This window comes from Pantoea folii (assembly GCF_056678875.1).
This window is the reverse complement of sequence record NZ_JBWXON010000001.1, coordinates 351,431-372,031: the sequence shown is the minus strand read 5'-3', so window position 1 is coordinate 372,031 and position 20,601 is coordinate 351,431. Positions and strand designations below refer to the sequence as shown.

17 protein-coding genes are annotated in these 20,601 nt (G+C 54.1%); 8 read left to right on the top strand and 9 right to left on the bottom strand.

Going from position 1 to position 20,601, the window contains the following annotated elements; all coding sequences use genetic code 11:
- Positions 1–286: 286 nt before the first annotated feature.
- Genes AC1MDE_RS01825 through AC1MDE_RS01815 form a run of 3 tightly spaced genes read left to right on the top strand, consistent with a single transcriptional unit; the run spans position 287 to position 3,905 of the window.
- A complete protein-coding gene (locus AC1MDE_RS01825) occupies positions 287–1,357 on the top strand; it encodes an iron-containing alcohol dehydrogenase family protein (protein ID WP_480344167.1) in 1,071 nt (356 codons plus the stop codon).
- A 31-nt stretch (positions 1,358–1,388) separates the two neighbouring features.
- Positions 1,389–2,687 (top strand): LLM class flavin-dependent oxidoreductase, encoded by a 1,299-nt coding sequence (locus tag AC1MDE_RS01820; protein ID WP_479403085.1) that lies wholly within the window; start codon positions 1,389–1,391, stop codon positions 2,685–2,687.
- Positions 2,688–2,705: 18 nt separating this feature from the next.
- Positions 2,706–3,905, top strand: coding sequence for an aminotransferase class I/II-fold pyridoxal phosphate-dependent enzyme (locus tag AC1MDE_RS01815; protein ID WP_480344166.1), 1,200 nt, complete (start codon positions 2,706–2,708; stop codon positions 3,903–3,905).
- 52 nt (positions 3,906–3,957) lie between these two features.
- On the opposite strand, the gene AC1MDE_RS01810 is transcribed toward AC1MDE_RS01815, so the two are convergent.
- The 3 genes from AC1MDE_RS01810 to AC1MDE_RS01800 all read right to left on the bottom strand — a co-directional run bounded on the left by AC1MDE_RS01810 (position 3,958) and on the right by AC1MDE_RS01800 (position 7,336).
- Positions 3,958–4,359, bottom strand: coding sequence for an H-NS family histone-like protein (locus AC1MDE_RS01810; RefSeq protein ID WP_097117820.1), 402 nt, complete (start codon positions 4,357–4,359; stop codon positions 3,958–3,960).
- 217 nt (positions 4,360–4,576) lie between these two features.
- Entirely contained in the window at positions 4,577–5,941 is a 1,365-nt protein-coding gene (locus tag AC1MDE_RS01805) for a CitMHS family transporter (RefSeq protein WP_480344278.1), read from the bottom strand.
- A 264-nt stretch (positions 5,942–6,205) separates the two neighbouring features.
- A complete protein-coding gene (locus AC1MDE_RS01800) occupies positions 6,206–7,336 on the bottom strand; it encodes an L-dopachrome tautomerase-related protein (RefSeq protein ID WP_058961739.1) in 1,131 nt (376 codons plus the stop codon).
- 136 nt (positions 7,337–7,472) lie between these two features.
- Between AC1MDE_RS01800 and AC1MDE_RS01795 the strand changes: the two genes are divergently transcribed.
- Entirely contained in the window at positions 7,473–8,354 is an 882-nt protein-coding gene (locus tag AC1MDE_RS01795; protein WP_058961738.1) for a LysR family transcriptional regulator, read from the top strand.
- 362 nt (positions 8,355–8,716) lie between these two features.
- A complete protein-coding gene (fhuE, locus tag AC1MDE_RS01790) occupies positions 8,717–10,912 on the top strand; it encodes a ferric-rhodotorulic acid/ferric-coprogen receptor FhuE (RefSeq protein WP_479401685.1) in 2,196 nt (731 codons plus the stop codon).
- A 123-nt stretch (positions 10,913–11,035) separates the two neighbouring features.
- On the opposite strand, the gene AC1MDE_RS01785 is transcribed toward fhuE, so the two are convergent.
- The gene (locus AC1MDE_RS01785; RefSeq protein ID WP_480344165.1) at positions 11,036–12,034 is read right to left on the bottom strand and encodes a nickel/cobalt transporter; all 999 of its coding nucleotides are present in this window, start codon (positions 12,032–12,034) and stop codon (positions 11,036–11,038) included.
- Positions 12,035–12,222: 188 nt separating this feature from the next.
- The gene (locus AC1MDE_RS01780; RefSeq protein WP_480344164.1) at positions 12,223–13,371 is read right to left on the bottom strand and encodes an acyl-CoA dehydrogenase family protein; all 1,149 of its coding nucleotides are present in this window, start codon (positions 13,369–13,371) and stop codon (positions 12,223–12,225) included.
- Between the two features lie 211 nt (positions 13,372–13,582).
- Here AC1MDE_RS01780 and AC1MDE_RS01775 point away from each other — a divergent pair, with 211 nt between their 5' ends.
- The gene (locus tag AC1MDE_RS01775) at positions 13,583–14,641 is read left to right on the top strand and encodes an ABC transporter substrate-binding protein (RefSeq protein ID WP_480344163.1); all 1,059 of its coding nucleotides are present in this window, start codon (positions 13,583–13,585) and stop codon (positions 14,639–14,641) included.
- A 119-nt stretch (positions 14,642–14,760) separates the two neighbouring features.
- On the opposite strand, the gene AC1MDE_RS01770 is transcribed toward AC1MDE_RS01775, so the two are convergent.
- The 3 genes from AC1MDE_RS01770 to AC1MDE_RS01760 form a co-directional block, all read right to left on the bottom strand.
- Complete coding sequence (locus tag AC1MDE_RS01770; RefSeq protein WP_480344162.1) at positions 14,761–15,810, bottom strand: PLP-dependent cysteine synthase family protein; 1,050 nt, start codon at positions 15,808–15,810, stop codon at positions 14,761–14,763.
- Between the two features lie 105 nt (positions 15,811–15,915).
- A complete protein-coding gene (locus AC1MDE_RS01765; RefSeq protein WP_479414956.1) occupies positions 15,916–16,923 on the bottom strand; it encodes an ABC transporter permease in 1,008 nt (335 codons plus the stop codon).
- 10 nt (positions 16,924–16,933) lie between these two features.
- On the bottom strand, positions 16,934–18,007 hold the full coding sequence (locus tag AC1MDE_RS01760; RefSeq protein ID WP_479400044.1) for an ABC transporter substrate-binding protein: 1,074 nt from the start codon (positions 18,005–18,007) through the stop codon (positions 16,934–16,936).
- A gap of 208 nt (positions 18,008–18,215) precedes the next feature.
- Here AC1MDE_RS01760 and AC1MDE_RS01755 point away from each other — a divergent pair, with 208 nt between their 5' ends.
- The gene (locus AC1MDE_RS01755) at positions 18,216–18,992 is read left to right on the top strand and encodes an ABC transporter ATP-binding protein (RefSeq protein WP_479401681.1); all 777 of its coding nucleotides are present in this window, start codon (positions 18,216–18,218) and stop codon (positions 18,990–18,992) included.
- Here the strand turns inward: AC1MDE_RS01755 and AC1MDE_RS01750 are convergent.
- Positions 18,989–19,888 (bottom strand): LysR family transcriptional regulator, encoded by a 900-nt coding sequence (locus AC1MDE_RS01750; protein WP_479402048.1) that lies wholly within the window; start codon positions 19,886–19,888, stop codon positions 18,989–18,991. The genes AC1MDE_RS01755 and AC1MDE_RS01750 overlap by 4 nt on opposite strands.
- 150 nt (positions 19,889–20,038) lie before the next feature.
- On the opposite strand from AC1MDE_RS01750, the gene AC1MDE_RS01745 reads away from it, so the two are divergent.
- Positions 20,039–20,557 carry an SRPBCC family protein gene (locus AC1MDE_RS01745; protein ID WP_479401680.1) on the top strand — a complete coding sequence of 173 codons (519 nt, stop codon included), beginning with the start codon at positions 20,039–20,041 and terminating at the stop codon, positions 20,555–20,557.
- Positions 20,558–20,601: the final 44 nt, after the last annotated feature.

Genomic DNA, 20,601 nt, shown 5'->3' with positions numbered 1-20,601 from the left:
AGATTGAGCAGCGCATAGCGGTTGAAAAAGCGCAATTTAAAGCGCTAATTCAAAATACCCAGCGTGCTAAGCAACTCAGAATATCAGTAATGCCTTGTGCTTCTATATGTGAAAAATGACTAAGCTAATGCGAATTTGTGAAAATGAAATGGCGGCTTTTCCATTGCTTATATCGCGATTTACCGTAGTATGCATAAATTACATAGCGCTATAACTATTTCGCATTAACCCCATGAAATAAAATAACTTTTCTCGTTATAGCCTTATTCTTAATCAGGGTGACGACGTGTTAGCGATCAAATCTCCGCGTGCTTATGCACATGAAGCTGGCCTGCGTAAGCGTGCCGGTGAATTTATCAAACCTTATGCCACACATATCCGCATTTTCACTTCTCCCAACGCCTGGCAAGCCGTTAATCCGGAATTAAGCCAGAGTTTAGAAGCCAACGGTATCCGCTGGGAGTTGGAGTATCTGCACGGTGAATGCACCGATGTTGCCATCGAAACGCTGAAAAACAACGTTGAGCAACAGCAAACCGAGCTGCTGTTTGCCGTGGGCGGTGGCCGCGTGCTGGATGCTGCCAAAGCGGTGGGCAGCCAGTTACCGGATCTGCAAGTGATTAACTTCGCTACTTTGGCGGCGACCTGCGCTGCGTGGTCACCGGTTGCCATCATTTATAACGAGCAGGGCGGCCACGTGCGCAGCCAGCCACTGGGGAAAATGCCGGAGCTGGTGCTGGTGGACAGTGAAGTGATCGCCTGCAGCGATGTGCGCTATCTCAAAGCGGGTATCGTTGATGCGCTGGCGAAGTACTACGAATTTGCCCCTTACCTGCGCAGTAACCCGCACGATCTGGCGCTCGATCTCAAAGTGATGACGGCGCAACGTGCGCTGGATGTTTATCGCCAACTAGGTGAAGCCGCCGTCAGCGCCAATGAAAAACAGCAAGTCACGCCGGAGTTGGTGAAGGTGATTGATGCCAACATCGTACTGGCAGGCCTGGCCAACAGCGTGCGCGATCAACTTCCCACCCCCGGCTTTGCTCATGCGATTCATAACCGTCTCACTCACCAGCCCGAGCTACATCATTGGCTGCACGGCGAGAAGGTTGGCTATAGCCTGCTGGTGCAATCGCTGATTGAAAACCATGGTGTGCCTGATGCAGAACTGCTGGCACTGCTGCGTCAGTACGCGATGCCATTGACGCTGGCGCCGCTGACTGGCGACCGCGCGGTGGCAATTCGCACTATTGCAGAACAGATTAAATTCCCGGCGGCCAGCGCTGAACGTCTGCCGTTCCGTATCCATGCGGATGCGTTAGAGCAGGCGCTGCTGGCAACCGAAAACCGTTTCTAACTTTTACTCTTTTATCGACCAGGACAACTTCATGGCTACTGCACAAACACAACGCATCCGCTTAGGACTCTTTGTACAACCGGTCGGGCAACACGTCAGCGGCTGGCGTCTCACGGAAAAGCTCGGCGATCCCACTGACATTGACTGGTTAATCACCATCGCGAAGAAAGCCGAAGCCGGTAAATTTGACCTGTTCTTTGTTGGCGATGCGTTAGCCACCAGCATGTACCGTTTGCCTTCGACCATGGCACGCCTTGAGCCGCTGACCATGCTGTCGGCGCTGGCGGTGAATACCAAACGTATTGGCCTGGCAGCGACGGCATCCACCACTTTTAGCGATCCATTCACCATGGCGCGCAGCTTCTCGTCGCTGGATCACATCAGCCGTGGTCGCGCAGCGTGGAACGTGGTGACGTCATTCTCCACCGACGTGGCGCGTAACTTTAGCCGCAGCGATATGCCAAACCACGCCGAGCGCTATGCGCGTGCGCGTGAGTTCCTCGAAGTGACCAACAAGCTGTGGGAAGGTTGGGAAGCGGGGGCCGTGCAGCCAAACAAAGAGACCGGTGAATACTTCGTTAATGACAAAATTAAGTCGATTGATCATGACGGCGAGCACTTCCAGGTACAGGGTCCGCTGAACATCACGCGTTCTCCGCAGGGACGTCCGGTGATCATCGAAGCGGGTTCATCAGCAGACGGTCAAAAACTGGCGGCTGAAACCGCCGAAGTGATCTTCACCGCTGCCGCCAGCCTGGAAGAAGCGCAAACCTTCTATCGCTCGCAGAAAGATCAGGTGATCGCCGCCGGACGTAACCCGGATCATGTGGTGATCATGCCGGGCGTGATGCCGATTGTCGGACGTACCCGTGAAGAAGCCAAAGCGCTGTGGAAAGAGCTGAACACGCTGGTGGATATCGAAAACGGTCTGCGTCAGCTGTCGCTGCGTTTCAGCATGGATCTGAGCCAGTATCCGCTGGATGGTCCGGTTCCTGAAGTGCCGCTCGGCGAAGGTAATCAAAGCCGCGTCAAGCTGATGACGGATATGGCGAAGCGCGAAAACCTGACCTTGCGTGAGCTGGCCGCCGTGGCAGCCGGTTCGCGTGGCCATCGCGTGATTGTCGGCACCGCAGAAGACATCGCCGATGACTTTGAGCTGTGGCTGAAAGAGGGCGGAGCCGATGGTTTCAACATCATGCCTGCCATTATGTCAGAGCAACTGGATCTGTTCGTCGAGCTGGTGATCCCGGAACTTCGTCGCCGTGGTCTGTTCCGCGATGATTACGAATTCGCCACGCTGCGCGAGAACCTCGGTTTGCCCGCGCTGTAAACCTTTTAGGAGCTGAACATGGTCACCTTATCAAAGCGTGTGCAGTCTGTGTCGCTCTCTGCCAATGCGGCGGCGCGCCAGTTGACGCGCCAGCTGAAAGAGCAGGGCGTTGATATTCTGGATCTCACCACTGGTGAGCCGGATTTTGATACGCCCCAGCACATCCGTGATGCTGCCGTTGAAGCTATGAATAATGGTGAGACGCGCTATACGCCGACCAATGGCACCACGCCGCTGCGTAAAGCGGTGCAGGCCAAACTGGCACGTGAAAATCAGCTGGATTATGCGTTGGGGCAGATTTGTATCGCCAACGGGGCGAAGCAGATCATCTTCAACGCCTTCGCCGCCACCTTGAATGACGGCGATGAGGTGATTGTGCCGGTGCCATACTGGCCGACGTTCCCGGATAGCGTGCGTTTTAACGGCGGCGACGCGGTGCTGCTGGAGTGCCCGCTGGAGCAAGAGTACAAGCTGCAGCCGCAGCAGCTGGCGCAAGCGATCACCGACAAAACCCGCTGGCTGGTGCTGAATAATCCCGGCAATCCATCCGGTGCGGTGTATAACGCAGCAGAATTAACTGCACTGGCGGCGGTGCTACGTGACCATCCCAACGTATGGATCATGCTGGATGAACTGTATGAACACGTTCTGTTTGATGGACGTGAACACGTCAGCCTGTTGCAGGTAGCGCCAGATTTAGCCGAGCGCATTCTGCTGGTGGGGGGCGTGTCGAAAACCTATGCCATGACCGGCTGGCGCATCGGCTTTGGTGCCGGTCCGCAAGCGCTGATTGATGCCATGGTGGTAGTGCAGTCGCAGAACAGTTCTGGTGCCTGCGCCATCAGTCAGGCGGCAGCGGTAGCGGCGCTGAACGGCGGCCTGGATTTCCTGCCACCGCAACGTGCGGCCTATCAGGCGCGTCGCGATGCGATTATGGCGCAGCTAAGCCCGGTTGAAGGCATTGAGGTGCTGAATCCCGAAGGGGCGTTCTTTATCTTCTGTCGCTGTGCTGGCCTGTTGGGCAAATCGCGTGCTGATGGACGTACGCTGGAAAGCGAACAGGATGTGCTGAATTATCTGCTGGAGAGCGGCGTATCCGGCGTTGCCGGCAATGCGTATGGCTTGTCACCGTATTTCCGTTTGTCGATTGCCACGGATATTGAAAGCGTGCGCGAAGCCGCAAAACGCATTGCGGCAGCCTGTGCAGCGTTGAAATAGGGATTTAATCGGTCGCCAGGATTGGCGACCCTACAATATCCATGCGGATCGTTTAAATCAGAAACTCATCCATCGAACCGCCCGCATCTAATACGGATTTGATCGGTGAAGGCGTACGACCCTGGCCAGTCCAGAATTTTTCCTGACCGTTTTCGTCGGTGAACTTATATTTCGCCGGACGTGGAGCGCGTTTCGCTTTCGGTTTGGTTTCGCTCTGGTTTAATTTCGTTAATTCACTAATATCGATGCCATCATTCAGCAGCATCTCTTTATACAGCGCCAGTTTTTCTTCTTTTTCGCGCTGAGCGGCATTATTCGCTTCCGCTTCTTCACGGCGTTCTGCAACCACCACGGCGAACTTTTCCAGCATTTCGTCTAATACCGCAATCTCAACATCACGCGCATGGGCGCGCAGTGTACGAAGATTGTTCAATGCTTTGAGTGCATCGCTCATGAATAACCCTTATTACTTTTATAACGAAGATGAAAGGGCGCATTCTACGTCAATTTTAATCAAATGAAAATATTACCCATAATGCAGAATTGTCCGGAAAATAAGCTTTCAGCAGAGTGGTGTCAATATCGAACAATAAGACATAAAGCAGATATTTCACTCAAGCCAGTCGAGGTGTAGCCGCGGAAAATAGCGGCTACAAGGGGATAAATATATTCTATAGACTGCGATAAAACGGGAAGCAACCGGTGATCAGTGCGACCACTAATAATACAATTGAGGTGATAAACGACCAACGCAGCGTGGACCGTTGTGTCTGTGCATAATCCAGTTTCAGCATGCCGACCAATAAATAGGTCGAGGCGACCAGTGGGCTGAGAATATGAACCGGTTGACCGACCAGGGCGGCGCGAGCCATTTCAATCGGTTCGATACCATAATGTCCCGCAGCCTGCACCAGCACCGGCAGCATGCCGAAATAGAACACATCGTTCGATACCATCCAGGTGACGGGAATACTGATCAAGGCAGTAATCACCGCCAGATAAGGGCCGAGTGCAGCGGGAATAGTCTGCACAATCGCCTGTGCCAGGGCGTTCGCCATACCGGTTTCAGCAAAAATGCCGGTAAACACCGCCGCAGCGAAAATCAATCCGGCTACGGCAAGGATGGCGGGCGCATGGCGGCCGATCTGCTCCTGCTGTTGGCTCAGTTGCGGATAATTGACAACGAACATGATGGCGGTGGCCAGCATAAACAGGTACGCCATGGGCATCACATCCAGAACCAGGAAGGTCATCAATGCAATGGTCAGCGCCCAGTTAAACCAGAAACGCCAGGCCACGCAGCGTTTCTCTTCAAACTGCAGCACGGCAGGTTCCACCGGGACATGCGGCTGGAAACCCAGACGTTTGCGTTCACTTCTGCCGAGCATCACCGCCAGGATAAAAGTCCATGCCACGCAGGCCAGCAGCGGAATCAGCAGCGGGACAAACAGAGCAGAGACGTCAGCCTGAACGGCGGCGGCCGCACGCGCCGTGGGTCCACCCCACGGAAACATATTGCCCAGCCCGGTGCACTGTAATAGCAGAGCGGCAACGCTGAGCTTTGATAATCCAATGCGTTCATATATCGGCATAAACGCGGAAAGCACGATCATATATACGGTCGCGCCATCACCATCCAGGGCAACAATAAAGCCAAGCAGTGCGGTGCCGACAAATATCTTCACCGGATCGCCATCGACTGCAGAAACGATTCTTTTAATAATCGGATCAAACATCCCGGCATCCGTTACGCTCATAAAATAGAGCATCGCGAATATCAACATGACGCCAGTGGGCGCAACGGTACGCAATCCTTTAATCACCATGGCGCCCATATCCGCGCCATGGCCAGATAACAATGCGAATAGCGTGGGAATCAGGATTAATGCGGTCAGAGCGGAAAGCTTTTTGCTCATTAATAAGCCAATAAAGCAGATTATCATAAGCAGACTGATGATCAGCAGCATGACGAAAGTTCCTGTCCAGAGGGATAGAGCACGTTTGTGGGTAGCAAACGCAACGTATTCGGAATAAATAAAAAACAGCGAATGATTATTTATTGTTCAAATTAACCTTCTGCAACCTCGTCAATCTGGCAATATTATCCAGTTTTTTTTTCGGCAGGCACAAGGTTAGGTTTACGCGAAAGTTGTGCGTAACCTCTTAGTTTTAATAAATTTAAAATAGCGTACGGTGATGATTTATCCTGGTGTTATTTCCTCCTGTTTATCAATAGAGAGATCGTTGAATAAGCGCGGCGTGACTACCGCGCTAAATAGCTTTAATGGGCACGTTATGGCTTATTGATGATCCCGCGGCGAAGGCTTAATCGGTAACGGCAGACGGTACAGCTTCACCGGATATTCCACGGTTGACGGTTTGCCGCCGGTGGTCGCGGGCGTGCGATTGATCTGTCCGGACGGCATCCACAGTGCGCCGTCGGATACCCACATTGCGTCAATCCATACCAGGCGGGGATCCTGCACCACGGTGGTCACTTTGCCATCAGGCGCGATGCGTTTAATGCTGCGGGTATTGATATCCGACGCATAAATATTGCCTTCGGCATCAATGGCTGTTCCGCCGGTGCTCCAGGTTTCGCGCACTTTCTCCGCATGCTTCGCCACTTCCGCCGCTGAAAGGGCGCTGTCGTTCAGATAACGGGTTTCAATGCGAGCCAGAGGACCCGGAATCGCCTGGTAATAGAGCCATTTGCCATCCGGCGAAACTTCCAGCTGATCGAGGCCGACGCGTTTTTCGCGGCCATCGCGCAGAATCAACTTCTTGCCATCCGCGTAAATTGGCTGGTGATCAATGGAAAGAGGATGGTTATCAAGCACCCGCCAGCTTTTGCCGCTTTTCAGGTTCAGCACCACTAATCCCACCGCGCCGGGATCGGTGATATAGGCGAAATCGCCATTAAAACGCACATCATCCAGATAGCTTGTGGGTTGCAGCGTTGGTGCCTTAAACACATAGCTGTTCACCACTTTGCCAGTGGCCAGATTGATGTGGACCAGCTTGGCGCCACCAGCCACGGCCTGATCGCCGGTACCAATCCCTTTGTTGCCCGAATCCATCACCCATAGATCGCCATCCGGTCCGATACGCAGCGCATTCACGTGGTAAAAATGATGCTCCGGATCGTTAGCGTTCCACTGATTCCAGCTGTCATCGGGAAAGGCTTTCAGCTGATTATTGATCACTTCCGCCAGCTGCAAACCCGCACCTTCCGATTGCGTTAACGAGGCGAACAGGCGGTTGTCATGACTCACGGTAATGCCATTCCACACGCGTGGCGAGGTGGCGACCTGCTCCAGACGACTGTCCTGTTGCGTCGGTAACGTCACGGGCAGCGTGTCTTGTGCCAAAACCTGTGCGCTGCTGGCCAAAGCGATCATCGTAACCAGTGCTTTCAGTGAATGTTTCATCCTTTACTCCCTTGTTAAGCGCCACAAGGTGACGCGAACGGCGTGTTGCTCTGTTGTTAATGTCATTCCATCCTGGCAGCGTAGAGTGATAAATTATATTCTCTGAATTTTATCAATTGATTCCTGGTGGGAATGAATGGAACTGAAAGATCTGCATTATCTGCTGGCGGTGAAGGAAACAGGACATCTGGGTAAGGCGGCGCAATCCCTTGGTATCACTCAGCCCGCCTTAACCAAATGTCTGCAACGTCTGGAGAAGTTTTACGCCACGCGGTTAATTCTCAAGGTGGGGCGTGGGATGCAACTCACCGAAGCGGGACTACTACTTTGTGAACGTGCTCAAAAAGTCGTGCACATGATGCAGGTCACCCGACAGGATTTACAGGCGCTGGGTGCGGGAACGGCGGGCGTAATCCGGTTGGGCGTGGCGGCCACGGCAGCGGAATTTATGCTGCCAGTGCTGAGTAAAGACCTGTTGCACAAAGCCCCCACCGCCAGACTCGAAGTGACGGTCGGGATGAATGATCTGCTGCAAAAACTGCTGCGCGAGAACAAGGTTGATTTGATTCTGGGTTTTCTACCGCAGGGGAACAGCGAATTTATTACCCGCCCGCTGATTGAGGATCCGGTGGTGATTGCCGCCAGCCGCCATCATCCACTGGCCAATATACATCCGACGCCTGAACAGCTTGATGAATACAACTGGTTATTGCCCTCGGATAATGTCGCGACGCGTCAGTGGCTGGAACAACGCCTACGCAGCGGTGGCTATGCGGCGCCGCGTGCACAAATGGAAAGCAATACGCTGTCACCCCTGCGTGCCGTGCTGGCACAAACCCAGTTATTGAGTTTTATTTCCCGCCGATTATTAAAAGGTGAGGGCGGCGAGTTGATTGAAATTCCACTGCCGTTGGTCATGATGCCGCGTACCTTCGGCTGGCAATTCCGCTCACTCAGTGAACTTTCCCCCGCGTCACGTCTTCTGGTGGATTTGGCGGAAAAACGCTGGCCCTGGTGATCCGTTGAATACCATCACGACGAGAACCTGTGATTTATCACAGGTTTGCTCCAATAATCTGCGTGATAATGTCCGAAAATAACCCACCTGTATTATTAATCATTGAAGAATAAGGAAATATCCAAATGTAAAATTGCCGGATAACCGGTAACAATCTCTTGCAATAGTAATCTTAATGCGTATATTTCTCATTTGCTTTCTTAACGGCATCTTTACGGTCGTTCTGTTTGTGCCAGGACGGCACGGTCGGGAAATACCTCATCCTGATATTCCTTTTCAGCACGTTATTTATGGCTGGATCTAACAGACGTCAGCAGCTATGCCGCCAACACAAAATAACGATAAGTTGATTGAGGAATATTATGTCTTTCAAAGAAAAGCGCGTCAGGGAATCTGGCCGTGCGCCGCAGCGAGCATTGCGTATCTCTGTGCTGGCAATGATGGTGGCGTCAGGTATTGCCCAGGCCGCAGATAGCACCAAAACAGAACAAACCCTGACCGTGGATGCCAGCGCCAGCAGCGATATGCAAGAGCAGGCAGCAAAAGATTACAGCGTCCCGGTCACTCGTGCCGGTACCAAAATGGCATTGACCGCGCGTGATATTCCGCAATCGGTCAGCATTGTCAGCAAGCAGCGTATGCAAGACCAGCAGCTGCAATCCCTGAATGACGTACTGTCGAATACCACTGGTATTCGAGGCGTCAGCAGCGATATGGATCGTACGAATTATTATTCACGCGGTTTTATCATCGACAATTACATGGTTGATGGCATCCCTACCGCTTTCGCTTCTCGCTGGAACCTTGGCGATGCGCAAACCGATATGGCGTTATACGAGCGCGTTGAAGTGGTGCGCGGTGCCACCGGCCTGTTGACCGGCCCAGGTAACCCGTCAGCTTCCATCAACATGGTACGTAAACACGCTGACAGCAAAGAGTTCACCGGGAATCTGGAAGCGAGCTACGGTAGCTGGGACAAACAGCGCTATGTCGCCGATCTCTCTGCGCCGCTGTCGCCCGAAGGCAACGTGCGTGGCCGCGTAGTGGCGGGTTACGAAGATAAAAACAGCTTTATCGAGCGTTATGGCTTCGAGAAGAAATTCATCTACGGTGTGGTGGATGCTGACCTGACCGATAAAACCAAGCTGTCTGTGGGCTATGAATTTACTCAAGTCGACACTGACTCCCCAATGTGGAGTGGTTCGCCGCGTTGGTATACCGACGGTTCACAAACGCATCTGCGTCGCGGGTATAACACCTCACCGGAGTGGGCTTACAATAACAAAGAAAATAAAAAGGTCTTTGTTAACCTGCAGCAGAACTTCGATAACGGCTGGAATATCACCCTTAACGGTACTCATAACGAGATGCTTCTCGACAGTAAGCAACTCTACATCGATGGTTACTTCGATAAGAACACCGGTATCGGCACCTCGCCATATGCTAATTACCCTGTCGTAGGTGGCACTGGATACAACACCGGTAAACGTAAAGTCGATGCCGTCGATGCGTTCGCCAGCGGCCCGTATGAATTGTTAGGTCGCCAACATGAACTGATGGTGGGTGTGAATTACAGCCGTCAGGATAATAAATACTACAGCGCGTGGGCAAATATTTCGCCGGCCGAGCTGGGCAATTTCAATAACTTCAATGGCAACTTCCCGGAAACCGACTGGAACCCTCGTGAGCCGGCATCAGACACGCAATTGGTGCGTCAGAAATCCGCTTATGTCGCCACTCGCATTTCACTGGCCGATCCGCTGCATGTTATTTTAGGTGCGCGTTATACCAACTGGAATCGTGAGACGCTGAGTTCAGAGATGGAGAAGAACAACACCACTCCTTACGGCGGTGTGATTTGGGACTTCTATGATAACTGGTCAGCTTACGCGAGCTATACCTCAGTATTCCAGCCACAAGATTATCAGGATGCTTCGGGTGGTTACCTTTCACCTGTCATTGGTAAGAACTATGAAGCTGGTGTTAAGTCTGATTGGTTGAACAGCCGTCTGACCACTTCAATTTCAGTATTCCGTTCAGAACTGGACAACGTTGCGGAAGCAACTGGGGCGACCAACCCGGATACCGGTAATGCCATCTACGTTGGTAAGAGTGGCGTAGTCAGCCGTGGCGTCGAGTTCGAAGTGAACGGTGCGCTGACGGATAACTGGCAGATGACCTTCGGTGGCACCACCTATGTGGCTGAAGACCGTGATGGTGAGAACTACAACTCACAGCTGCCACGCACCTCGTTCAACCTGTTCACCAGCTATCGTCTGCCGATGCTGGATCAGCTGACGCTGGGCGGCGGTGTGAACTGGCAGTCGAAGACGTACAAAGACGTTGGCGCACCGGACGGCAATGGCACCTGGCGCGCACGTCAGGGCAGCTATGCGTTGGTTGATCTTTTCGCACGTTACGACGTGACGAAAAACCTGAGCGTGCAGGGAAATCTGAACAACCTGTTCGACAAAGAGTATGACGAAAACGTCGGTAGTGGCGGCATCGTTTATGGCGAACCTCGTAGCTTCTCGGTGACTGCGTCTTACCGTTTCTGATTTCAACCAACCGGGCGCGCAGCAATGCGTGCTCTGCCGGGGTTCACGCTGATGTTCGTGAGTCACTGGCAGGGACGGCAAGGATGCCGGCCCGGCGTTGTTCGCATCAGACTTGAAAAATTATTAACATCCCGCCGCAATATAATCCCCGTTCGCACTGATCGGCACCACGGTTAAAAACAGTACCAGCGCACATAAGATCAGCAACGCGCCTCCGGCAATACGTACTATCCCCAGTATTTGCTGCGTGCGTGGCGATGACTCAGCCAACCATAACTCTCCCGCGCGATGACGAAAATGACGTACGAAAAGAGCCAGCGCGACCAGTGCCATACCGGTGCCGAGTGCCATGGTCATCACCGCAAACATGCCCCAACGGGTGATGCCAATCACGCTGGCAAACAGCAGCACCGTGAGTGAGCCGCTGCAAGGCCGCACGCCCGTGGCAATAATAATGCCGATCCACGCTTTCCAGTTATCCACTGAATCCGCAGTAATGCCGTGATGATGGCCGCAGCCGTTATGATGCTGTTCATGTTCATGTTCATGTTCATGTTCATGTTCATGTTCATGTTCATGTTCATGTTCATGCTCATGTTCGTCTTGATGCTGATGCTGATGTTGGTACAGATGCTTATTGCGGCCTCGCCAGGCTTGCACCATTATCATCACGCCGAGCGCGGCAATAAACAGCGCGCTGGCTTTTTCCAGATACCAGCGACTGGTGCTGAGATCGCCGGTTGTCAGGTTAAAGCCAACGGCCAGGATAAACACAAAAGCGATGGCGCTGAGGCCCTGCACCAGGCTGCCAAGAAACGGCACGCTGAGCGCGACACCGCGCGGCGGTTGATGAGTGGTGAGCCAGGTGGTGACGATAAATTTGCCATGGCCGGGGCCAACCGCGTGCAGGATGCCATAAAGAAAGGTCACGCCAATCAACCACAACCCCGCGCTGTATTGCCCGCTATTGATTTGCAGCAGATGCGTCACCAGCAGGCGGTGGAGTTGGATCTGCGTTTGCAGTGACCAGGCGAGAAACGCCGTCCAGTGGGAAAACAGCAAGGCGAGCGCGGCAAAAATTGCCAGCGCTACAAGAGTAAATCCAGTTTTAGTGGCAGTCATAGCTATCAGATATCGCGGCCCTAAAAACGGACAGCATGCAGGATTTTAGTGCGATTTTATAGGGTGTAAGGCGGAAGTAATCTGGGCGCTGCAATAGCCATTAAACGTGAAAACACAGGTTGGCGATGCTGGAAGCTGCAACCTGGCTCAAAAGCATCAGTGCCCATGTCACCTCCGCAAACGTAACGTTATGAAGTATTCCTCGCAGCAGCCAGGGCGGTTTTGCCCACGGAAGTGAAAATGGCGTCACTCTGCGGAGTGTGAATGCGACCGCAAAGCACATTACGATAGTGACGTTGTAACGGATGATGACGCGTTAACGCATGATTACCAATGCTTTCCACCATCAGTTCAACGGCACGAATGGCATTTTCTGTCACCACTTGTTTGATCTGAGCCGTATGGCTGCTGGCAACCTGACCGCGTGCGGCACTGTTAAGCAGCGTGTGATTGGTGAATAGCAGCGTATCAATCCGTCCGACTAACTCCTGAAAACGTGGCAAGGATGCCAGCGGTGCACCGAGGTTGGCAGGAGCGCGCTGTTGTAAAAAGCCAATAAACCAGTCGCGTGCACTTTGGGCAATGGCGTCATACAGCGAGCCGAGCAACACCGCCAGCCACACAGACTCTTCTTCATTTAGCCCGGCTTTCGGCGTGCTCCAGGGTGCAACGCTGACTGCGTGATTGAGCGGAATCAACACCTCATCTAACACCACGCGATGGCTACAGGTGCCGCGCATTCCCAGATGATCCCATTCATCGACGATTTGGATGCCTGGCGCATCGGCGGGCACCAGATAACCGCCGACCAGCGGATCGACATCATCACTGATGGCCCAGACGAGAAACCAGCTCAGCCCATAGCTGCCGGTGGAGTAAATCTTCTCGCCACTGATGCGCCAGCCCTCGGCGGTTCTTCGCGCTCGGGTTGCGGGCAAACCGCCACGCGCAGGCGTACCCAGTTCCGGCTCGACGCGCAGCGCATTGATTAACGCGCCCTCGGTTGCCACGCTGCTCGCCACCGTCGCGCGCACACTTACGGGCCAATCAGATTCCTCACTCAGCCTCCGCGTATTGAGATACTGCATGATCAGAATCAGTGCTGCGGAGGGTTCGCCGCGCGCGACTGCCTGAATGATCGCCTGACAATCGCGTAAATCGCCACCACCGCCGCCTGCGGAGACGGGCAAAGCGAAATACAACAATCCAAGTTGTTGCAGATGAGCAAAAGCCGCGCGCGGAAATTCACCGCTTCGATCAACTTCTTCAGCATGTTCAGCCAATCGTTCGGTGAGGGCTGGCAATAATTCAGCGAGAAAAGGCGTGTTATTTGCCATTAAGAAAACCTTGTTTATCGATGAATAACATAGGGTCGATTGTTTCCTGATATGGCAAGGCTGTAAAAGCAATAAAACCGCTTAACACATGCGTAATCGGCATAATTACACAGCTGGTTGCGCTGTTAATTAACGATTAATCTGCCTGCTCCTGAAATGAATTATTACAACGCTCACTCTTTCACCTGTATATATTTTTGGGAGTAAAATCATGCCAGAAAATTATTTACTTTCGCGTCGTCGCTTTCTTGGGTATTCCGCCGCAGCGATGATGGCGTCTACTTTACCAGGGCGCAGTTTCGCCGAAGATCAGATGCACAATATGCCGATGTCCGGCGACCTGTTGCAGGGTGGTGCGGGTAAGTGGGCACTGGCGAAACCCACGCACATTCGCCTCGCGGTGAACCTTAATGCCATTTGCCTGGCACCGGTTGTGGTGGCCGATCAACATAATTTCTTCAAAGCTCACAACCTTCAAGTGGAATTCGTCAACTTTGGCAATTCCACCGAATTATTGCTGGAGTCGATTGCCACGGGGAAAGCGGAAGCCGCCATCGGCATGGCACTGCGCTGGTTAAAAGCGCTGGAGCAAGGCTTCGATGTGAAACTCACCGCAGGCACGCACGGTGGCTGCATGCGCTTATTAGCGCGCAGTGACGGTCCCGCCACGCTGGAGCAGCTAAAAGGCAAAACCATCGGCGTTACCGATATGGCGGGCGCAGATAAGAACTTCTTTTCACTGATGCTGAAAAAGCACGGCGTCGATCCCAATACCGACGTGAACTGGCGTGTATTCCCCCAAGATTTGCTGCCAATGGTGTTGGAGAAAGGGGAAATTCAGGCCGCCAGCGGTTCAGATCCGATTATGTGGCGCCTGGCGCAGAAGCCGGGCTATCGCGAAGTCGGTACTAATTTGATGGATGAGTACGCCAACCTGAGTTGCTGTGTGGTGGGCACGCGTGGCAGTTTGATTCGCGAACAGCCAGAGGTGGCTGCCGCGATTACCCATGCCATCCTGCAAGCGCACGCCTATGCTGCGCAGCATCCCGTAGCGATCGGTAGCGAGTTCAACGGTCAGGCGCTGAATACCACGCCGCAGGAGATCGCCAGCGTACTGAAAACCCATACCCATGGGCACTATTCGGTGGGCAATGCCTTCGTCAAAGAGATCGATGTTTATGCGCGGGATTTGAAGGCTATTAACGTGCTGCGGCCAGAAACCGATCCGCTGCTGTTCGCTAAGGGTATCACCAGCAATGTGCTGGTGTGAGGGGCGATCTTATAACGCGCAATTTGATGTGGCGGAGTGATTTATCGCGCATTCATCGAGCAGCGTTGTTGCTCAGGAATGCGCCATAAATGACATCGTGATAAAGAAAACCCGGCGAATCAGGCAATCTTTTGTGATGTCTGAATCGCATTTGCTAGCTTGAAGGTCTCAGCAGGCACCTGATGCGCAAATAACTGCGTCGACAGGTAGCTGCTGCCGCCATCTGCCAACAAAACCACGATACGCTTGCCGTGATTCTCCGGCCGCGCCGCCACCTGTTCTGCCGCCCACAATACGGCCCCGGAAGAGTCACCCACCAACACGCCTTCGCTGAGCGCCAGTTGACGTGCCGACGCATACGCTTGCCAGGTTTCTACGGCGATCACTTCGTCATACACGCGGTGGTCCAGATTCGCCGGGATGCGTTCGGGCGGCTGATTGCTAAAGGCGTGCACCCCGGTGATCTCCAGCGGTTCCGGACGCAATTCGCTGGGTTGTGAACCCACGCCAGGCTCCACCGCGATCACCTGCAGGCTTGGGTACTGCTGTTTGAGATAGCGTCCGGTTCCCGACAGTGTGCCGCCGGTTCCCACTGCCGCAATAAAGATATCCAGCTTGCCGCCGCTGTCGCGCCAGATCTCTGGCCCGGTAGTCTGAACGTGCACGGCCGGGTTGGCGGGATTCTCCAGCTGTAACAAAAAATGGACTTCCGGCTCCGCAGCGGTGACCTTTTCCGCCAGCCATTTGGGGGCGGCGACAAAATCGCCATTGCTGGCTTCATAAAATTCTCTGAAGCCCTCAATGGTGCTGAACGGCACCACTTCAGCACCATACGCCTGAATCAGTTGCGTGCGTTCGATGCTGACAAAATCATTGATATAGACGCGGAATTTGTAGCCCTTGGCCGCTGCAATCGCCGCTAATCCAATCCCGGTATTGCCGCTGGTGGTTTCTACCAGCGTGTCGCCAGGCTGAATGGTGCCGTTGCGTTCTGCGGCTTCGATCATGCTGAGCGCAATGCGATCCTTGACGCTGTGATTAGGATTAAACAGCTCCAGTTTGGCGATCACTTCGGCCTTAATCTCTTGTTGCTGAGCATAACGTGAGAGCCGCAGCAGCGGCGTATTACGAATCAGTTCGGTGATTGACGAGGAAATTTTTGCAACCATAGTTCACCTCTGTGGTGGAGTAGCCTGCCTGGGCGCCATGATTGACGCCCCTTGAGATGTGGCAACGTTTCTAAAAGGTGCGCCTTCAGGCGCATCACCATGCCGTTACCATTTCACCGCGCTGCGTTGCCACGAAAGCAAACGGTCACGCACCAGGAATAACAGGGAGATCAGGGAAGAGAACAGCAGCGCCATCACGATCAGCGCCGCATACATATTGGCGTAGGCCGCCCAGCCCTGTGCCCACTGGAGATACCAACCCAGGCCCGATTTCACTCCCATCATCTCTGCGGCAACCAGCACCGAGAACGATGCGCCCAGCCCCATAAATAGGCCGACAAACAGGTGCGGCAATGCGGCGGGTACCGCCACGCGCAGCACCAGGAACATCGAATTGGCGCCCAGCGTGCGCGCCACATCGTAGTAACGGGTATCGACGCTGGAAACGCCGGACCAGGTCAGCACGGTCACCGGGAACCAGGTGGCCAGGGCGATGAGAAACACCGCAGCGGAGAAACTGGAGGGGAAGAAGTAAAGTGACAGCGGCAGCAACGCCGTGGATGGCACGGGACCCAGGAAGCGTAAAATCGGATGTACCCAATAACCGAGTCCTCGCGACCAGCCTATCGCCACGCCGGTCACAAAGCCCACCACGCTTCCGTAGAGAAAACCAAAGGCCAGCAAACGCAGCGAATTGAGCACGCTGTCCAGCAGACGTGGCCAGTCAGTGGCGTAGGCTTCGACCAGTGCGCGCGGCGGTGCAAAGAAGGGCGCGGGCAACAGCGCCAGTTTAACGGTCACGGTTTCCCACACGCCAATCAGCAGCGCCAGCACAATCAACCACGGCCCGCTACGTTTCAACGGAGCCAGCAGCGCCAGACGCGGAAACACGCCAGAGGCTATTGCCAACACGGTGAGTAACAACGCAATCCCGGCAAACAGTTCATGGGTTTGATCGACAAAGCGCGGGGCAGCAAAACCCTGCGGCTTATCCGGTACCGCCACCATCAGCGCCACTAACGCCCACCACAGCAACAGCGCGCCCCAGACGGCGGGTTGCAGGCGGCGCGGTGCTGCACGGTGTTGGGCAATCGTGAGGGTTTCACTGGTCATGACTCTCTCCTTAACTCGACATATTGCTCATGTGCGCCATGTTACTGGCGTGCTGATGGGCGGATTCGGCGGGCAGCAGTTGCGGCACATAGTGTTCGGCAAACTGCTGCGCATCGGTATCCGGGCGAATCACGTTGATCTTCTTCAACTCCTCAACATAGGTCGCGACTTCACTGCGCAGCTGGGCGCCGGTGGAGTGGTGGTGATGAGTGTGCTCTTTGAGCATCGCGGTGATGTCCTCTACCGGCACCGAACCCGGCACAAACGGCTGGAAGATTTTGGCGGTTTCGGCGGGATGATCGGCGGTCCACTGCTGTGCATCCACAATTGCCTGGGTAATGGCCCGCGCGGTGGCAGGATCGTCACGCACCAGCGAACCGCGCAGCCCCAGCACGCAGCAGGTCATGCTGGCGTATTCGCCTTTGAGGTTGTTGTCGACTTCCAGCAGGTTGTGCTGTTTCTTCAGCAGCCAACCCTGTGGGTCATCGGTGGCCAGTGCCTGTACTTCGCCTTTACGCAGCGCCTCGCCAAACAGATCGGGCGGATACTGCAGCCAGTTGATTTGTTTATCAGGATCGATGCCCTGTTTCGCCAGCTGCACCGCGAAGAAATTACGAATCGGGCTGGCCTGATCGCTGACCGCGACAGATCTACCCACCAAATCTTTTACATCGCGGATGCCGCTGTTTTGCGGGGTCAGTAAACGCATGCAGCCGCCGTGCGTGCCGACGGTCAGGTCGACGTCAAAGCCTTGCTCAAGCGGTTTTAGCCAGCGCAGCGCCATGCCAATACCACCATCGGCCTGCCCGGTCGCGATCGCTTGCAGCAGGGCATCGGTCGGGCCGCTGAAGTTAACCGGTTCAACGTTAAGGCCATATTTTTTGAAGAAACCCTGCTTCAGGGCAACGGAAATCGGCGCCTGACACACCGCCGTTTGTCCCCACGCCAGTTTGATGGTTTTAAGCGGTTTGTCGTCGGCGAACACATTGCTGCTCAACAATGGATTCACCGCTACACCAGCGCTGAATAAACCCAGGCCGCGCAATAATGCGCGCCGGCTCAGAAAGTATTTTTGCATTGCCATTCTGCTTTCCTTGTCATTAAAGATCACGGGCACTATCGCTTAGCGATTTCCCACCACCAAATAACAATCCCGCATGAGGTCATGCAGTTTTTCTTTATGAAAGATGACGGATAGGTTTGCCGAAAAGGCTATTTCAATCAGGAGAGAGAGACGCTTATGGTTATTTGCTGATAACTGTCGGCACACTCTTATTTAGCAGGAGCGAAATATGGCCATGACCTCTGCAGGCGTGAATATTGCTATTGAAAAAGTGAATCACCATTTTACGCTTGAAGGCAGTGATTTACCGGTGCTGGAGAACATCAATTTACAGGTGAAGGCCGGTGAATTTGTCGCTCTGCTAGGGCCTTCCGGTTGCGGGAAATCGACTTTATTACGTTTGCTCGCCGGGCTGGAACCTCCAGCCAGCGGTTTGCTCGCGGAAGAGGGTAAAGCCATTACAGCCCCCGATCCTTCACGCGTGGTGGTGTTTCAGGATCCCACGCTCTATCCATGGCGCACGGTGTATGACAACGTCGGTCTGGGATTGCAGATTCGCGGCGAGAGCCGCGCAGTTAAAGAGCAGCGAATTAACGCAATGTTGGATCGTGTCGGCTTGAAGGATTTTGCTCGCGCCTGGCCGCATCAGCTGTCTGGCGGTATGGCCCAGCGAGCAGCATTGGCTCGCGCGTTGGTGAATGTGCCACGTCTGCTTATTCTTGATGAGCCTCTGGGTAAACTTGACTCCCTTACGCGACTGCGCATGCAGCAGGAGATTGTTGACCTCTGGCAGGAGCAGCAGTTCACCACGCTGATGGTAACGCATGACGTTGAAGAGGCGCTGGTGATGGCGAATCGTGTGGTGGTATTCAGCCCAAGACCGGCGAAAGTGGTGGATGTGATTGAGGTGGATCTGCCCTGGCCGCGCCGACGTGATGACCCTAAGCTGGTGGCGCTGCGCAGCCATATATTGAATCTGCTGGGGAATGAACAGGCGGCCGCTTAAATCGCCGTAGAGAAGAGTAATTCACGCAACCAGCGGTGCCCGGCATCGCGGTGCGTGCGTTCATGCCAGACCACAATTTTGTTGAACCCCTGGATCGTTAACGGAGGAGGCAAGACCTTCAAACCGGGTAAATCGTGCGTTAACCGGCGTGGCACCACGCTAATCAAATCACTGACGCGTAAGATCTCTGGTAATACTAAAAAGCTGCACACCGAAAGCGTCACACGTCGCGAACGTCCAACCGCGGCTAACGCCTCATCCGTGACGCCCTTGAAGTTGCCTCCTACGTAGGAAACTAACGCGTGGTCCTGCGCGCAGAAACTGTCGAGCGTTAAACCTGTCTGCACAGACAGTGGATGGTCCTCGCGCATGAGACACACATACTCTTCATCGTACAGCGAGCGGGCGTGTAGATCGGGTGGGGCACTGTCTGGCGTGATCAACGCGATGTCGATGTCACCCCGTTCAAACTGCGCAGATAACTGCTCGTTGTTAACGGGCAATACCGCCACGCGGATACCCGGTGCCTGTACCCTTAACGCGGCCATAAAGGGCACAATGACCGCACGCAGGGCATAATCGGTGGCCGCGATTTTAATGGTCATTTCGGCGGTTGCAGCGTCAAAGGCTTTGGGCTGCAACAGTTCTGACACTTCCGCCAGAATGGACTTCACGGGTTGAGCCAACTCCAGTGCGCGCAACGTCGGGACAACGCCGCGCTGCGCCCGCGTGAACAGCGGATCATCAAAACACTCCCTCAGACGCGTTAACATGCCGCTGACTGCAGGTTGCGTCAGGGCTAAACGTTCAGCCGCGCGGGTGACGCTGCGCTCATCCAGTAAGGCATCCAGCGCTTTGAGCAAATTGAGGTCGAGGTTGCGGATATCGGTTTTCATCATCTTCCGGCGATGGCGTGGCAGTGCCTCATCATACGCTGCCACCAGATATCACGAAAACGTATATTAAAAATAAATAATGGCGATTGGTCTTATTTCACTGAGAGTCAGATACTTTTGCCACGATTTATCCACGCTGAGACGAATGAAATGAAAATGAACGCGATTAACTGGCCAGAAGGTTTTGTACCGGGCTTTAGCGATAACTACTGTTCCAACGAGGTGATTGTGGCGGGCTTAAGCACCCAGAATATCTGGCCGCTACTGAATACGCCGTCACTCTGGCCGACTTATTATCAGAACTCGGCGAATGCGCGTTTCTATGACAACAAAGGCCCCGAACTGGAGCAGGGCGTACGCTTCTATTTCGAAACCTTTGGCTTCCCGGTGGAAGCGCAGGTCACCGAGTACGTGGCACCCGTAGTCGGCGAAGCGGCCCGTGTTTCCTGGCACGGCTGGGCGGGTGAAGTGGGCAGCGACGACCGATTAGATGTTCTGCACGCCTGGCTGATTGAAGATCTCTCTGACAATCGCGTGCGTATCCTGACTCAGGAAACGCAAAACGGTAAACCGGCCGTTGAGCTGGCAAGCGCGAAACCCAATCCGATGATCAACGGTCATCAGGATTGGCTGGATGGACTGGTTGCGGCTGCGAAGGCGCGCAAATAATTAATGCAGGGTCAAAACCTCAATAAAGCGGCCGAAAGGCCGCC

Coding starts and splice junctions, on each gene's coding strand:
- AC1MDE_RS01770 (WP_480344162.1), bottom strand. CDS start 15,810: ATGGTTGCAAAAATTTCCTCGTCAATCACCGAACTGATTCGTAATACG.
- AC1MDE_RS01785 (WP_480344165.1), bottom strand. CDS start 12,034: ATGACTGCCACTAAAACTGGATTTACTCTTGTAGCGCTGGCAATTTTT.
- AC1MDE_RS01745 (WP_479401680.1), top strand. CDS start 20,039: ATGAAAATGAACGCGATTAACTGGCCAGAAGGTTTTGTACCGGGCTTT.
- AC1MDE_RS01820 (WP_479403085.1), top strand. CDS start 1,389: ATGGCTACTGCACAAACACAACGCATCCGCTTAGGACTCTTTGTACAA.
- AC1MDE_RS01760 (WP_479400044.1), bottom strand. CDS start 18,007: ATGGCAATGCAAAAATACTTTCTGAGCCGGCGCGCATTATTGCGCGGC.
- AC1MDE_RS01750 (WP_479402048.1), bottom strand. CDS start 19,888: ATGAAAACCGATATCCGCAACCTCGACCTCAATTTGCTCAAAGCGCTG.
- AC1MDE_RS01765 (WP_479414956.1), bottom strand. CDS start 16,923: ATGACCAGTGAAACCCTCACGATTGCCCAACACCGTGCAGCACCGCGC.
- AC1MDE_RS01810 (WP_097117820.1), bottom strand. CDS start 4,359: ATGAGCGATGCACTCAAAGCATTGAACAATCTTCGTACACTGCGCGCC.
- AC1MDE_RS01780 (WP_480344164.1), bottom strand. CDS start 13,371: ATGGCAAATAACACGCCTTTTCTCGCTGAATTATTGCCAGCCCTCACC.
- AC1MDE_RS01815 (WP_480344166.1), top strand. CDS start 2,706: ATGGTCACCTTATCAAAGCGTGTGCAGTCTGTGTCGCTCTCTGCCAAT.
- AC1MDE_RS01775 (WP_480344163.1), top strand. CDS start 13,583: ATGCCAGAAAATTATTTACTTTCGCGTCGTCGCTTTCTTGGGTATTCC.
- AC1MDE_RS01795 (WP_058961738.1), top strand. CDS start 7,473: ATGGAACTGAAAGATCTGCATTATCTGCTGGCGGTGAAGGAAACAGGA.
- AC1MDE_RS01800 (WP_058961739.1), bottom strand. CDS start 7,336: ATGAAACATTCACTGAAAGCACTGGTTACGATGATCGCTTTGGCCAGC.
- AC1MDE_RS01755 (WP_479401681.1), top strand. CDS start 18,216: ATGGCCATGACCTCTGCAGGCGTGAATATTGCTATTGAAAAAGTGAAT.
- fhuE (WP_479401685.1), top strand. CDS start 8,717: ATGTCTTTCAAAGAAAAGCGCGTCAGGGAATCTGGCCGTGCGCCGCAG.